A 15242-nucleotide genomic window follows, 5' to 3' on the forward strand; every position below is an offset into this window, starting at 1 on the left:
AGTGTCGCAAAATAATAGCATTACCCTGGAAATTCAAAATCCCATCCCAACAAAGTCCAGACTCAAAAAATCTCTGAATCACTGATTTTCAGCCTAACCGTATCTATTCGGTGAGCCTGTTTGGACATCACAGTAAAGGTGTAGCGCCCGATGGTGACGCTTTCACCCTTGTTGGGCAGGTTTTCTGTAAGGGAAAGAATCAAGCCAGAAAGGGTCTCAAAGTCTCCATAGGGCAGTTTCCATCCGTATTTTTCATTCAGATAGTCAATCTCATGCCTTGCGCTTAGCAAAAACTCATGCTCGTTGATCTTTTGCTCCACCAAGTCATCCTGATCGTATTCATCGTCGATTTCTCCAAAAATCTCCTCAATAATATCTTCCATAGAAACAATTCCGCTGGTCCCTCCAAACTCATCCACAACCAATGCCAAGCTTTTTCTTTCCTGGATAAACTGAATCAGCAATTCATTAGCCAAGCCGGATTCCGGAGTGATGATGATCGGAGTCAGGATTTCCTCAATGGTCTTGGGTTTTTTGAACAGCTCCAGCTGATGGCAATATCCAATGACTTCATCTATGGTCTCCCTATAAACGATCACCTTGGAATGACCGCTTTCTTCAAATACCTTTTTCAAATCCTGTATGCTGTCTTCTACCTCCACAGCTACGATGTCTGTCCTTGGAATCATGCATTCCCGGATACGAATCGTTTTGAAGTCCACCGCATTGTCAAAAATCTTCGTATCGATCTCCACTTTTCCATTGGTACTTTGAGATTGACGAAAATGCTCCTTGATAAATGAATTCAAATCAGTAACCGTAAATACCGGCTTTTCCTCGTTGTATTCCAGCCTAAGGATTTTGGTGATAAAAAACCGGGACATCTGCACTATTGCCCAGACCAAAGGATACATGGCCATGTAAATGCCCCAAAAAGGAATCGCAAAAAAACGGAGCATGCTGTTGGGGTTGAGCATAAAAAGGCTTTTGGGAAGAAATTCCCCCGTAAATAGAACCACCAACGTGGAAAGCAAAGTCTGAATGATCAACACAGAACCCTCGTTGTTAAAAAAAGGCGGAAGTAAAGCGCGGATGGGAGGCTCGAGAAGAAAAGCCATAAAAATACCATACAGGACTAGCATAATGGTATTTCCTATCAAGGTGGTTCCGATAAATTGGCCGGGATTGTTGACAAAGCGACCTAAGATCTGTCCTGAAAATATTCCCTGCTTGCTCTGCAGCTCAATCTGAAGCTTATTGGAAGAGATGAAAGCCATCTCCATTCCGGAAAAAAACGCCGAAAAAAGAAGGGTAATCAATACATAGATCAAATAGGAAATTTCCATACTCAGCGTTTCTTTTTCTTTGTTTCCGGCCTAGAATCAGGCTTTGAATCTACGGGATTGCTGTTTTTTCTAAGCTGAAACCAAAACAAAAGCCCTACAGCCATCATAAAAATAGCATAAGACCCCGTAATTCCCACGGTCAATGCCTGGTGAATCCCGATGATAATCAGGGCCAGTGCCAAAGACAAAATCAATACATCTCCCAGCTTCATATTCCTTCTCCCGGTAAGAGGGTACGGCTATCCCTCACCTGCTTCAACTGATAGTTGGAAAAGCTGTCGTCCGCTTCCATTCCCGTCCCGTTGAAGAGGGTTTGCCGTTCCTGTATGGTTACAAATTTATCCGTGTAGATTTTTTTCTCCGCCTGATTCCAAAAGATCTCCTCGGTCTGCAGCTTTTGGTCCTTGATCAGATTCTGTATCTGCACATTTCCTTCACCGCGATACAGATTGGACTGCTTGTCAAAATACCCCCGATCCGCCCGCATGGTCGTCTCCAGAACCCCTTGAACTGTGTAAAATTTGATGTCGATTCCCTCGGGAAATTCCAGATTACCGTTTTTAAACTCCAGCTGAAGCGGAGCTTCAATTTCAGACCGCAATACAGCAGAATCGCTGTGAATCAAAAGCACATCCTTGGCTTCATTGATCGGGCCATCGTAGACTTGGAGGGCATCGAGATTGACTTCCTGCCCGCAGGAAAATAAGCCAAAAACGATACAAATTCCAATCCCAAACAGGCGAAAACTCGAATTCATAGAGCAAAGATAGGTTTTCTTGGAATTCCTTATCAAAAGAAAAAGGGCAGCCTTTCGACTGCCCTACCTTCAGATTATTTCAAAGCTTAGTCTCTAGTAGCCAAAGTCACGGTCTCCCCTACCCAGCATCCGGTACTGATGGAAGAACCTGGCTGTAAACCTTCGGTAAACAATTCCTCTTTGGATGGGAAGCGAGATCTTGCCTCAGCCATTTTGGAAGAGTTGCCTGCGCGCTGATAGGCCGCATGAGCAGCGATAAAGATGGAGTAATCCTTCGCACGGCTTTCACCACCCCTACAGTCATTGAAAGAAGACATGTACAAGTCCCCGATCAGAGAATAAGCAGAAGAGGTCAATTCTGGATCCAAGGAGGCAGCTTCTCTAGCGGCAGTTCTTGCGGCAGACTTTCTTCCGGCTTGCGTATGGATTTTTGCCAATTCCATCTGGACTTCGCCTTTCTGCTTATTGGTTTCGGCCAAGGTCAATGCCTTCTCTAATACTGGCTGTGCTTTTTCGAAATCTCCGGAAGCCATGTATCGCATCGCTCTCACCTGAGAAGTTGCAAAAGTTGGGCTTGTAGAATCTTTCAATTCCAAAGCTGCCATGAAGGAGTTGGAGGAAAAACATTTATACTGTACGGAATATTTGAAAATCTGATCTGCAATCTCCAAGTTGGTCGGATCGGCAGCCAGTTTTGGCCCCATTGTTTTTTCGATGAAGTCACAGTTGATCAGCTCCATATTGATCAATACCTGCTCCAACAAGCTTCTTGAGCTGGTCACATCTTTACCTTCTGCCTCTGATTTATTGAGCAATTCGCTCGCCATGTCATACTTTGCCAAAACCTGCTCTCCGGTATAGGCTTTATTGTAAGCATTGTTTCGGTAAATCAAGTCGAAATAGGCTGCAACCAATTGATGATTGATGTTCCCGTTAAGCTCCATGGCTCTTTCGAAATCAGCTACCACATTTGGAATTCTTTGCTTATCACTCTTAAAGAACTGATAGCCGAAATAGGCTTTGTTTTCGATCCACTTGGGGGCGTTGTCGAAAAGCTCTTCCCTCTTGTCGTAGATCGCCATCACACTATCTTGATAGATTAGCTTTTTGGCTGCATCTTCTGTCTTGTCAGCGGCGCCTTTGTACACATTGACTCCATTGATATATAGAGATTCATTTAGGTTGGGCACATTGGTCAATAGCCAATGCAAGGGCTTGGTTGCCTCAATGAATTGATCAGATTTCATGTAGTCGGTATAGGCGGCGTTGAGTTCACGCGCCTTGGCTTCTTGAGCAGGGTCAGCCGGCCAGTTCCAGCCGTCCTGAGCCTGTACATAGCCAGCCAACAGCATTGCTCCCAGGGCAAGAAAGGTTGATTTAAGTTTCATATCTGTAAGGTTTTAATCGGTTGCTATTTATTTTAATCAGGTTTACCCTAATTTGGTTTCAATTCCTTTTGATTTACTCGAATACTCGCTTGTAAAACCAACTGTTGTCATTCAGGGAAAGGCCTAAGGTAAAGTTGATATAGGTTTCTCTGATCAGTCCGTTCTCCAGTGTCCCTCTTCGTCCTGCTTTAAATGCAAAGTTGATCAGGGACAGTTGATTTACAGGAATAGAGGTTCCAAAGTTGATGCCAATATCTGTGACTTCGGTCTGATTAAGCACGTAAGGAGTCCGCTGATACTCCAATCCAAAGCGGTAAGTAGCCCGCTTGAAGATGTTGTCAAAGTCCAAGTAATCAGGCACAATTTGAAATCCAAGCCCCACTTTTTGGGTCGATTGAAGATTCAGAGGGTCACCGAAAAAATTTCTAAATTCTGAAAAGTCTTGGTATTGACCTTCCAAGCCGATAGCGAATTTGTTCATTTTTTCGTAGGAAACGCCAAATCCATAAAGTTCTGGGATATAAATACTTCCTTTTACATTGTTGGCGATCAGGTCTCCATCCGAATCCGGGTCGCTAGCTTGGTTAATTCCTGCCAATTTTGCAAAACCGGTTCCATTAACCTCGCCTAATCTCTGATAAATGGCACCAAAGTGCAGGTTACTTTTTTCTGCGACCTTTAATTGGTAATGGGCACCTGCCTTGAAGCCTACATCGGAGACTGTTAATCTTTCATAATATTCTGAAGGATTCCCTACCTCTGAGTTGTTTTGGTTGAAAACAAACAACTGATTGTTTCGGATAGAGGACCCGAAAAGGTATGATCCATGGAATCCTATGCTCAGGTTTTTGGCCAAAAGATACCCAAAACTCAGGTAGGCCTCGGAAATACCTCCAGTTCCAGTCAGAAAATTACTTGCAGTCAAGTCCGAGTTGTCCACCTGACTTTGAACCTGCAGGTTGTAATTCACACTGGTCAACTGGCTCAGTCCGATTCCAGAAGTAAATTTCCCCGGCTTAAATGGCAATGAGATCGCGATGTAAGAAATACCTCCACCGTCCACCTGAGAGGATTCCTCCCCATTGGCTACATTGGATTGGTCGTAATTGAATGCTACCTGAAAATTAAAAATGGTATTTCGGGTAGTCAGCGCGGGATTGACCACATTGGCATGCCATCCCGTTCCATAGCTGATGCCCAAGCCTCCCATGGCCTGATTATGTGTGAGTCCGGAATAGTTGAATTCCCCTACGCCCAGCGCAGAATACACAGAGGAACTGTTTTGGGCGTAGCCCGAAAAGATGACAGAGAGGGTGCAGCAAACACCCAGAAATTTCAACCCTATTTTACTCAACATTGTGGTTTAGAATACAATTCAGTCCGTGCAGAACCAAATTTGGGACTACAAATATGTGGTCTTTTGCCAATGAAACAAAAGAATGAGCGTCTCCCCCGCAGATAAATACCCGAATTTCAGGAAATTTAAGACCAAAGGCTTCTATATGCCCTAAAAGTTCATATTCCAAGCCAAACCAAACCCCCGATTGCAAACATGAAACGGTCGTATCCCCGACAAAAGACTCGGGTTTGGTCCTTAGGTCCACCAAGGGAAGTCGGGCAGTAAAGGAATTCATCGCTTTGGCACGCATTTCCATTCCGGGACTGATCACCCCTCCAAGAAATACTCCATGCTCATTCACTACGTCGTACGTCACACAGGTGCCCAAATCTACAGCGAGCACAGGTCCTTTTCCAGCCCTACTCCAGGCGCCTACAGCTGCCGCTATTCGGTCCAAACCTAAGGTATGAGGGGTGGCATAGCCATTTGAAATGGGCAGAAGGGAATTTGAGCTCAGAAAATGAAAAGGAAAGGGTAGTTTCTTTTTGAGCTCCTCCTCCGAATAGCGAACTGAACTGATCAGCACCTGAGCGTAAGAGTGTCTGTTCCATTCCTTCACAGCTAGCTCAAGAGAGGAAAAAGTATCCTCAGCAAGAAGCTTTTTCCCTTTAAACACTGCCGATTTGATACGGGTGTTGCCTATATCCACTACGAGATTGCTCATCGGGGACGAAAATAGACAGAAATTAGCCCGAGGCTTTTTCCTTCCTCCAATTATCTTTGATACACCGCGTTACTTAACAATCTTTAACCCGCTGTCTCATGCCTTACTCCACTTACTCCATGATCGGTCTCATGTCCGGCACTTCCGGTGACGGCCTGGATGTGGCTTTTGTAAACTTCAAAAAAGAACAGACTTGGCAATTCGATCTTGAAGAAGCCAAAACCTATCCTTTTCCGGAAGGCTTGGCGAGCAGACTCTCCCGGGCTCATCTACTTTCAGCCTTGGATTTGGCACTTTTGGATGTTGAATTTGGCCAATGGATGGGAGAGCAGGTAAAAGCTTTTTGTCTGGAATTTGAAGTAAAACCCCGCGCGGTGGCTTCACACGGGCACACCGTTTTTCATCAGCCTCAGCAACGGCTAAGCCTGCAGATAGGCAATGGCTGGGCCTTGTATCAGGCCTCAGGCGAGCAGGTAATCAATGATTTTAGAATGCGGGATATCCAATTGGGTGGTCAGGGGGCCCCTTTAGTGCCGATGGGAGATCAGCTCTTGTTTCCACAGGTGGACTTTTGCCTGAATCTTGGAGGCATCTCAAATATTTCCTTCGAAAAAGGAGGTAAGAGAGTCGCCTTTGATATCAGCCCATTTAATTTGCTATTCAATGCCGAGGCCCAAAAACTCGGCAGGCCTTATGACGACAGAGGTGAATGGGCTAGATCCGGAGAGCTTCATCTTCCTTTGCTCGATGAGCTCAACTGCTTGGATTACTATCAAAAGACAGGGGCCAAATCCCTGGGAAGGGAGGACATGGAGCACATTTTTAATCCAATTCTTGAAAAATCTGGGCTGCCCTCCAGGGATCTCCTCCGCACACTTACCGAGCATTATGCCTATCAGGTAGCGCAGGTGATTTTGGAAAACAAAGTCAAAGAAAAACCCATGATCCTGATCACAGGAGGAGGGGCTTACCATACCTTTTTTGAGGAGAGATTGAGCCATTACCTCAAGCATTCCTGGGAGAAATATGCTGCCAGCAAAGAGCTGATCGAGTTTAAAGAAGCCCTGATTTTTGGATTTTTGGGACTTTTGAGGCTCTTGGGGGAGACCAACACCTTAGCTTCTGTCACCGGGGCAGAAAAAGACAGTTCGGGAGGAGTGATTTACTCCTGACCGGTTATCCCAAAGCCTTGAAGCAGACATTTTTATTTTTCTATTTTTGGGCCTGAATATAAACCCAATAAAAAGATGCAGGAACTGCTCAAAAAATTTGAGAACAAGCAGCCGGAGATTGTCTTTGAGTGGAGCGATAGCGAGACTGAAGCAGAGGGCTGGGTAGTCATCAATTCCCTCAGAGGAGGAGCCGCAGGCGGAGGTACACGGATGAGAAAAGGATTGGACAAAAGGGAGGTAGAATCCTTGGCCAAGACTATGGAAGTGAAGTTTACCGTATCAGGACCGGGCATAGGTGGTGCCAAATCCGGGATCAATTTTGACCCGGCTGACCCCAGAAAATCAGGGGTACTCGAGCGATGGTACAAGGCAGTCATGCCTTTGCTGAAAAACTACTACGGCACTGGCGGAGATCTCAATGTAGACGAAATTCACGAAGTGATTCCCATCACAGAATCCTATGGACTCTGGCATCCACAGGAAGGTATAGTCAATGGACACTTTCATGCCAACGAACCTCAGAAAATCCGCAAAATCGGTCAACTCCGCCAAGGAGTCTCTAAGGTGCTGGAAGATCCCAAGTTTACTCCCAACGGCCCAAAAAAATATACCGTAGCCGATATGATCACCGGATATGGAGTCTCCGAAGCAGTAAGGCACTACTACAGTCTTTGGGGAGGAGAGCTTAGGGGAAAACGTGCCGTGATCCAAGGCTGGGGAAACGTAGGGGCAGCTGCGGCCTGCTTCCTTGCGGTAGAAGGAGTCAAAATAGTCGGCATAATCGATCGGGACGGAGGATTGGTCCGGCAGGAAGGGTTTTCATTGGATGAGATCAGAGAGCTTTTTCTTTCCCGTAAAGGAAATAAGCTTACTCACGATTCCTTGATTCCGTTTGAGGAAATCAATGCGAAAATCTGGGATTTAAATAGTGAGATTTTCATTCCTGCGGCAGCTTCCCGACTGATCACACAGGAACAAGCTGGCAGAATGGTCAAGGCCGGCTTGGAAGTCATTTCCTGTGGGGCCAATGTGCCGTTTGCAGATCCGGAAATTTTCTTTGGCCCTACCGGACTCTGGACCGATGAGCGGGTGGCTGTAATTCCTGATTTCATCGCCAACTGTGGGATGGCCAGAGTTTTTGCCTATCTCATGAGTGACAAAGCCGAGGTTACTGATCAGGCGATTTTCAATGATGTCTCCCTAACGATCCTAAAGGCTTTAACCAAAACTTTCGAAAAGAGTCAGGCCAAAACAAAGATTGCTCAAAAATCCTTTGAAATAGCCTTGGCACAACTCGTGTAAAAACCGACTACCCATATCCCCCGGATGCATTATCTTTTGGTAAAATCATCCGGGGGTTTTTCATTCCGTTTGGACAATTCCCCTCAAAAATTGTAGTTTAGCAGTTGCTCTTTTTGGTAAAAAAGTTTCAAAAAAATCGATAATTTATCCAAATAGAGAACCCCAGCCCATTCAATCGACCCAATGAAGAAATATCTAATAAGTTTTGCGCTACTTTTCGGAATATTATTTTTTGGACTCTCGGAAGCCAGTGAGACTCTGGCAAATGGAATGGATAATTCGGTGGAATTAATCCAATCTGCTGTGGATTCAGACCCCACTTCCGGGGATGGCTCGGAGATTCATGCAGAGGAAGACCACGGGGAAGACCACCATGCTGCACCGGCTTGGCTGGTGATCCCTTTTGTCACCTTGCTGTTGATGATCGCTACGGGACCCTTATTTTACGAACACTTTTGGCACCATAATTACCCTAAAATCGCTGTTGGTTTCGCCATTTTGGTAGTTTTATATTACCTTTTTGTGTTGGGCAATGTCCACGGGCCTGTGCATGCATTGGCAGAATACGTCCAATTTATTGCCCTACTCGCCTCCCTTTATGTCGCCTCGGGGGGAATTTTGATTGAAATTGATAAAAAGTCCACCCCGACTGCAAATGTAGCGTTGCTTTTGATTGGAGCAGTAATATCCAACCTAATCGGGACCACAGGAGCTTCCATGCTTTTGATCCGGCCCTTTATCCGGCTCAACAAGAATAACATCCAGCCTTATCATATCGTCTTCTTCATTCTGATGGTCAGTAATGTAGGAGGTTCCCTGACTCCTATCGGAGACCCACCTCTTTTCCTAGGCTTTCTCAAGGGAGTCCCATTCTTCTGGACCATTGAGCACAATTGGCCCGCTTGGGCCATGGCCTTGATTTTACTCGCCCTGATTTTCTACTTCGTCGATAAGAGATTTGGTCAGGCATCCGATGAGGAGTATGCAGAGGAAATCACCTACACCAACAAATTTTCTATGGTGGGAACGAAAAACTTCGGCTGGCTGCTCGTGGTGATTTGTGCCGTCTTTCTGGACCCGAATGTGATTGAAGGGGTACCTGCGATAGAGTATGATGGACAGAAATTTTCCTATATCCGGGAAGTCATTATGCTTTCTGTAGCATTCTTTTCCTATAAATTTGCCGATCAGCGGGCACTTAAAGGCAATGAATTCAACTTTGAACCCATTCGTGAGGTCGCCTTTATATTCATCGGAATATTCGGAACGATGATGCCAGCCTTGGAATTGGTCGGCAATTTTGCCAAGTCTCCGGAAGGTGCTGCTTTGATCACGCCAAATACTCTGTATTGGGGGACAGGTACCCTTTCCGCTGTACTGGATAATGCTCCTACTTATCTGAATTTTCTGGCAGCTGCTATGGCTTCCGAAGGATCGGATATCAGCAACATCGCCCAAGTCCGGGAATTTGCCGCCAATACGATGAATGATTCCGATACCACCTTCCAGTTGCTGGCTATTTCGATCGCCTCCGTCTTCTTTGGGGCTATGACTTATATCGGAAACGGGCCCAACTTTATGGTCAAATCCATTGCAGAGCAAAACGGAATCAAAATGCCTTCTTTCTTTGGCTACATTATCCGATTTACTATTCCGATCTTGTTGCCTATCCTATTCCTTGTTTGGCTGGTGTTTATTGCCTTTGCTTAATTATTCCATTCTGATTATCCGCAATGATACCACATGACAAATTAAATTAGTAGATATGAAGGCCCATGTTTAGTAGCCTAAGATCCAAAGGATCGACACAATTCATAACCCCCGGTGTAACCGGGGGCAAAGTCAGAATAGTAGAAAATGAGCCCTGAAGGGGTGAATAGTCGAAGTTTCACCCCTCCAGGGCTCAACGAAGGGAAATTTTCAATTGCTACCCTGCACTTCGTACAGGGTCATGAATGGTTTGGCTCCTTCGGAGCTACTTAAAAATTCTGCGAAATTCTCAAAGTCTTAATCTGCATTTACTTTAGTGCTGGTACAATTGCGGATATACATTTATTCCATTTACTCCAATGTGCCTTCTCAAGAATCAAAATCTCTTGAGAAGGCTTTTGTTTTTTAGCTCAACCTCTTTTTCTACAACGGAAAACTATTTTTTTCATAGGTTTTGAAATTTTCTGCAAGGCTTCTTATTAAATTAGTAATTTCAAAGAAGTTGACTTCCTCATTTTTCTCCAAAAATGAAAAAACCGGCACTCTCCATATTGTTTCTGCTCGTCATCTTATTCTCCTGTCAGGAGGAGGATTTTCTTCCCCGTTGAACTCAATTGATGCTTAATCCCAATTTATCCCAGTTCCCCGACTCGGTAAATCCATGGAAGCCTTCCAATCCTGACGGAATCCAGATGGGGGTAAGCAGGGAGGTTTTTATGAGTGGAAATCGATCCTTGTTCGTTGAAAACCCAGTTCGGGAAAAGGCTTCCGCCGCCTCTTGGTCACAAAATTATACTGGGCCAATGCCTGAACCGGGAAGTACTTTAGAACTGGTCTGCTTTATCAAAGGAAAAAATGTCCAAGACCTAACTGCAGGTGGAAGGGTATATATTATGGTAAGGACATTTCCCCAGATTAATCAAATCAGTGGAGTATCTACCGCATTGGATATGCAAGGCGATTTTGATTGGGTTTTGGTAAAGGCAACTTTGGAAAACTTTCCGAAGGATGCAGAACGAGTCGAGGTAAGTCTCAATGTAACCAATCTCACCTTGGGAAAAATATATTTTGATGAAATCAATCTGACCGTAAAGTAAATCCAGCCTGATTCCTGTTTGCTACAAGCTAAGCTCCTGATGCCGAAAACAATCCGTCAGGTGATCATTGATCAGTCCGGTCGCTTGCATATGGGCGTAGATGGTCGTTGATCCGAGAAATTTAAAGCCTCTCTTCTTCAAGTCTTTGGCCAAAGCATCCGATTCTGCTGTGGTGACTGGATAAGGTTCGCCCCGTTTCAGGGCATGTTGAATGGGCTTGCCCCCTACAAAACTCCAGATATACTTGGAAAAAGTCCCGAATTCAGATTGGACTTCGATAAACCTCCGGGCATTGGTGATGGCGGCCTGAATCTTCAGCCGGTTTCGGATAATGCCCGAATCCTGGAGCAATTCCTCCACATAGCTGTCCGGAAAATCTGCTACTATCCAGTAATCAAAATCGGCGAATGCCCTTCGATAGCCTTCTCTTTTCTTCAATATGGTAGCCCAGCTCAATCCAGCTTGGGCCGATTCCAAGACCAAAAACTCGAAGTGTACCCGATCATCATATACAGGTACTCCCCATTCCGTATCGTGGTAGTGGATGTATTCCGGAAAACCCAGACACCATGGGCAACGAATGATTTCAGAAGAAGGCATAGAAAAGGCTTTGGATAAAAGTAGCCAAGAATTGGGAATTCCTATTTTAGGGCCTTATTTTTTCCGCTTTACCTATCAATTAAAAAATGCATTACACCTCCCTCCTTGAAGTCAGTGCCGGGTCTTATGCCCAAAACATTGAATTTCTCAAATCAAGAATCTCACCTCATACCCAAATCTCTGCCGTGGTAAAGGGCAATGCCTACGGACACGGAATTGCCCAAATGGTAGAAATAGCTGAAAATGCGGGAATCCGGCATTTTAGTACCTTCAGCTCGGATGAGGCGAGAAAGGTCAGGGCTGCGAAAAAACAGGAATCCGAGATCATGATCATGGGGATGCTCTACCCGGAAGAATTGCCCGAGTTGATTGTTCAGGATATCCAATTCTACGTTTTTGATTTTTATCGTTTAGAAAGAGCCATTCAAGCGGCCAAAATGGTCGGACAACCTGCCCAAATCCATGTGGAAGTAGAAACCGGGTTTCACCGAACCGGCTTCGAAAAGGGCCTTTTGCCCCAACTTATCCCTGTTTTGAAAGAAAACCGCGAGCATTTGGTCCTAAAGGGAATCTGTACTCACTATGCCGGAGCAGAAAGCTCTGTAAATCATGATCGGATACGGGAACAGATTAATAAATTCAAGGAGTTCAAGAAGATTCTTGAAGGAGAAAAAATTTACTTCGAACGCACCCATACCGCTTGCTCCGCCGCCACTTTACTTTTTCCTGAAACTCATGCGGATATGGTGCGGATCGGTATTGCCAGTTATGGTTTTTGGCCGACACAGGAAACCTTTTCCCTATTGAAGCACACATTGGAAAAGGAAAATCAAAATCCACTAAAGCGCCTCATTACTTGGAAATCAGAAATCATGAGTTTCAAAAAAGTGGCAAAAGGAGAGTTTGTGGGCTATGGCATGAGCTTTTGTGCTCCTCGGGATTTGAATTTGGCCATTGTGCCAATCGGCTACTCCCATGGATACGGAAGAAACCTCAGCAATCAGGGGCAGGTCTTGATTCAGGGCCAATTTTGTCCGGTGATTGGGACAGTCAACATGAACGCCATCGCTGTGGATATCTCCCATTTGGAAGCCTGCAAACCCGGAGAAGAAGTGATTTTGATTGGTAATCAGGGGGAAAATGAAATCACTGTCGCCTCTTTCGCAGAAACCTCACACTTAGTCAACTACGAAATGCTGAGCCGACTTCCTTCGGAGATTCCCCGCAGGGTGGTGGACTAGTAGAAAATGATGGTTTTGTTGCGGAAGGGCAACACCTTTCTGTCAAGATGGTATTTGATGGCCTTGGAGAGCGTCACTTTTTCTACATCCTGACCGATTTGCACCAATTCGGAAACAGTATTGTGATGCCGAACCCGGGCTACTTCCTGCTCGATAATCGGCCCAGCATCCAACTCCTCTGTGACATAGTGGGCAGTGGCACCGATGATTTTCACTCCCCGTTCGTAGGCGGCATGATAGGGTCTTGCCCCAACAAATGCGGGTAGAAAAGAATGGTGGATATTGATAATCCGATTGGGAAAACTTCGGATAAAGTCTCCGGAAAGAATCTGCATGTACCTGGCTAAGACTACAAAGTCCACTTGATGCAATTTCAAAAGCTCAAGCTGACGGTTTTCAGCATCTGTTTTGTTTTGAGCTGCGACGGGAATGTGGTGAAAAGGAATTCCGAAAGCCCTGACTACATCTCCCAAATCGCCATGATTGGAAATCACCAAAGGGATATCCACCTCCAACTGTCCCGAATGATGCCTTCCCAGGATATCAAAGAGGCAATGAGAAAGTTTACTCACAAAAATGGCCATCCGTGGTTTGGGAAAATTGAAATGAAGGGAAAACTCCATCCCAAATCTTCCAGCAACCTCCTCTGCAAAACGGGCGCTGATCTCATTTTCTTTAAGCGCAAAAGAATCCAACTCCCAGGAAGCCCTCATGAAAAATCTCCCCATCTCCTCATCCACATGCTGATCTACTTCCAGAATATTGCCCTGATAGGTAAAAAGAAATCGGGAAACTTCAGCCACAATTCCCTTTTGGTCTGGGCATTGAATGATAAGTATAGCCTTTTTCATAGCTGTAAAAATTTAGGTTCGTTATGAATTCCAGATTTTCCATGCAGCTTCAGCCTGGAGTTCGAGCATATCTTGCCCGTTTTTGGCTTTTCCCCCCCGATCAAGGCATTCCTGCATCAATCTGGTAATCGGAGGATTGTAAACCAAATCATAGACCAAATTGGAAGCAGTCAACTGATCCAATGGCAAATCAGGAATTCCTTCCACCTTGGGAAAAGTCCCCAAAGGAGTGGTATTGATCAGGAGAGGGTAAGTGGACAAAAGTCCAGATTCCGATTGGAGCTGCTGATAGCTCAGTGTGTGTTCTCCTGGACTTCGGGAAACCGACAAATACTCCACGCCCAAATCTTCTAGGGCTTTTTTCACCGCCTTGGAAGCTCCGCCTGTGCCCAATACCATTGCAGGGGGAATCTGATTCTCCAACCACGCTTGGAGGGAATGCTTGAATCCAACGTAATCGGTATTGAATCCTTTCTTCTTTCCTTCTCTAATTCGGATACAATTCACTGCTCCAATCGCCTGACAGGCAGGGTCCAACTCATCCAGGAAGGCCATCACCTGCTCTTTGTACGGGATGGTCACTGCCATTCCCTCCAGCTCTGGATTTTCCTCCAAAACCCTTGGAAAATCCCCGATTTGAGGGATTTCATACAGCTCAAACTGACAGTCGGCCATGTTCTCATTTTCAAACTTTGCGGTGAAGTATTTTTTGGAAAAAGAATGTCCCAAAGGGTAGCCGATCAGTCCGAATTTTCTCATGCTTTCTGCAATTTGGAGGCCAGCCATTCGATCAGCAGCACAATCCCGATTCCTCCGAGGAAAGCCAAGATGGCAGAAAGAATAAGTGGTTGCTCGCCTACTTTATCTAGGTACTCAGTAGGCAGAATATTTTCTGTCAAAAAAGGCTTTTGTTCTCCACTTGATGAAGTCCTCCAAGCAGTGACGATTTTCCATGGCCAAAGCTCATTGACCGAACCCAGCATAAATCCGGAAAGTAAGCCTATCGTCACAGAATAGTATTTTTTGAGCAAGTAAGCAATTACCCTACTGAAGGATAAAATTCCTACCGCACAGCCCGAAGCAAAAATTGCAAGAGTCAGCAAATCCTTATCAGACACTGCCTTGAGGATCGTCTCGTATTTTCCCAAAATCAAAAGAATAAAACTCCCGCTGATTCCCGGCAAAATCATCGCACAAATAGCGATAGCACCTGCCAAAAAAGTAAACCAATAGGCATCAGGTGTAATAGTAGGAGGGAGATTGGTCACCCACCAAGCCAGCGCGGTGCCTAAAATCAAAGCTAATATCACCCCCAGATGCCACCTTTGTATATTTTTAAGGATCAAAAAGGCACTGACCAAAATCAACCCGCAGAAAAAAGACCACAAGGGGATGGGGTGCTCTTCCATCAGGAATGTAATCAAGCGAGAAAGCAAAAATATGCTCGACAGAATTCCCAATAGCAAGCTGAGGAGAAAGGTACCGTTCACCGCCCGGTAGAATTTCTTGACTTCCAAGTCCTTCAGCAAGTGTAGGTTGGTCAAATTGAAGGAATTGATGCTGTCCAGAAGGCGGGGATAAATTCCAGCAATGAGCGCAATTGAGCCCCCGGAAACTCCGGGTACAATATCAGCAGCTCCCATGGCCATTCCTTTTAGGTAATTGAGCCCGTATTTTTTGATGCTATTCATAAAAAAGAAAGGCTGACCGACAAG

General features: G+C 45.2%; 15 protein-coding genes. 5 read left to right on the top strand and 10 right to left on the bottom strand.

Annotation, left to right across the window (positions count from 1 at the left end; genetic code table 11):
- Positions 1–62: 62 nt before the first annotated feature.
- The 6 genes from AAA943_RS13225 to AAA943_RS13250 form a co-directional block, all read right to left on the bottom strand.
- Positions 63–1346 carry a hemolysin family protein gene (locus AAA943_RS13225; protein ID WP_338224734.1) on the bottom strand — a complete coding sequence of 428 codons (1284 nt, stop codon included), beginning with the start codon at positions 1344–1346 and terminating at the stop codon, positions 63–65.
- Between the two features lie 2 nt (positions 1347–1348).
- On the bottom strand, positions 1349–1558 hold the full coding sequence (locus AAA943_RS13230) for a hypothetical protein (protein WP_338224735.1): 210 nt from the start codon (positions 1556–1558) through the stop codon (positions 1349–1351).
- Positions 1555–2103 carry an LPS export ABC transporter periplasmic protein LptC gene (gene lptC / locus AAA943_RS13235; RefSeq protein WP_338224736.1) on the bottom strand — a complete coding sequence of 183 codons (549 nt, stop codon included), beginning with the start codon at positions 2101–2103 and terminating at the stop codon, positions 1555–1557. Before lptC ends, AAA943_RS13230 begins: the two co-directional genes overlap by 4 nt.
- Before the next feature lie 86 nt (positions 2104–2189).
- Positions 2190–3491 carry a tetratricopeptide repeat protein gene (locus AAA943_RS13240; RefSeq protein WP_338224737.1) on the bottom strand — a complete coding sequence of 434 codons (1302 nt, stop codon included), beginning with the start codon at positions 3489–3491 and terminating at the stop codon, positions 2190–2192.
- 73 nt (positions 3492–3564) lie between these two features.
- Entirely contained in the window at positions 3565–4848 is a 1284-nt protein-coding gene (gene bamG, locus AAA943_RS13245; protein ID WP_338224738.1) for a BamG family beta-barrel-assembly machinery protein, read from the bottom strand.
- Positions 4838–5554, bottom strand: a complete 717-nt coding sequence (locus tag AAA943_RS13250; RefSeq protein WP_338224739.1) for a type III pantothenate kinase — start codon at positions 5552–5554, stop codon at positions 4838–4840. The genes bamG and AAA943_RS13250 overlap by 11 nt, the downstream gene beginning before the upstream one ends.
- Positions 5555–5652: 98 nt before the next feature.
- On the opposite strand from AAA943_RS13250, the gene AAA943_RS13255 reads away from it, so the two are divergent.
- From AAA943_RS13255 to AAA943_RS13270, 4 genes are all read left to right on the top strand, one after another.
- Positions 5653–6726 carry an anhydro-N-acetylmuramic acid kinase gene (locus AAA943_RS13255; protein WP_338224740.1) on the top strand — a complete coding sequence of 358 codons (1074 nt, stop codon included), beginning with the start codon at positions 5653–5655 and terminating at the stop codon, positions 6724–6726.
- A 75-nt stretch (positions 6727–6801) separates the two neighbouring features.
- On the top strand, positions 6802–8028 hold the full coding sequence (locus AAA943_RS13260) for a Glu/Leu/Phe/Val dehydrogenase dimerization domain-containing protein (RefSeq protein WP_338224741.1): 1227 nt from the start codon (positions 6802–6804) through the stop codon (positions 8026–8028).
- Positions 8029–8211: 183 nt separating this feature from the next.
- Positions 8212–9738: a sodium:proton antiporter gene (locus tag AAA943_RS13265; RefSeq protein WP_338224742.1), complete on the top strand. Its 1527-nt coding sequence runs from the start codon at positions 8212–8214 to the stop codon at positions 9736–9738.
- A 617-nt stretch (positions 9739–10355) separates the two neighbouring features.
- Entirely contained in the window at positions 10356–10835 is a 480-nt protein-coding gene (locus AAA943_RS13270) for a hypothetical protein (RefSeq protein WP_338224743.1), read from the top strand.
- Positions 10836–10856: 21 nt separating this feature from the next.
- Here AAA943_RS13270 and AAA943_RS13275 read toward each other — a convergent pair whose 3' ends face one another.
- Entirely contained in the window at positions 10857–11435 is a 579-nt protein-coding gene (locus AAA943_RS13275; RefSeq protein WP_338224744.1) for a DNA-3-methyladenine glycosylase I, read from the bottom strand.
- A gap of 86 nt (positions 11436–11521) precedes the next feature.
- On the opposite strand from AAA943_RS13275, the gene alr reads away from it, so the two are divergent.
- Complete coding sequence (alr, locus tag AAA943_RS13280) at positions 11522–12676, top strand: alanine racemase (protein WP_338224746.1); 1155 nt, start codon at positions 11522–11524, stop codon at positions 12674–12676.
- On the opposite strand, the gene purU is transcribed toward alr, so the two are convergent.
- The 3 genes from purU to AAA943_RS13295 are packed head-to-tail and all read right to left on the bottom strand — an operon-like array spanning position 12673 to position 15218.
- Positions 12673–13527, bottom strand: coding sequence for a formyltetrahydrofolate deformylase (purU, locus tag AAA943_RS13285; protein ID WP_338224747.1), 855 nt, complete (start codon positions 13525–13527; stop codon positions 12673–12675). The genes alr and purU overlap by 4 nt on opposite strands.
- A gap of 21 nt (positions 13528–13548) precedes the next feature.
- On the bottom strand, positions 13549–14286 hold the full coding sequence (locus tag AAA943_RS13290) for a shikimate dehydrogenase family protein (protein ID WP_338224748.1): 738 nt from the start codon (positions 14284–14286) through the stop codon (positions 13549–13551).
- On the bottom strand, positions 14283–15218 hold the full coding sequence (locus tag AAA943_RS13295; protein ID WP_338224749.1) for a DUF368 domain-containing protein: 936 nt from the start codon (positions 15216–15218) through the stop codon (positions 14283–14285). Before AAA943_RS13295 ends, AAA943_RS13290 begins: the two co-directional genes overlap by 4 nt.
- Between the last annotated feature and the right edge of the window lie 24 nt (positions 15219–15242).

The sequence above is a fragment of the Algoriphagus confluentis genome, from assembly GCF_036245625.1.
Taxonomy (GTDB): Bacteria; Bacteroidota; Bacteroidia; order Cytophagales; family Cyclobacteriaceae; genus Algoriphagus; species Algoriphagus confluentis.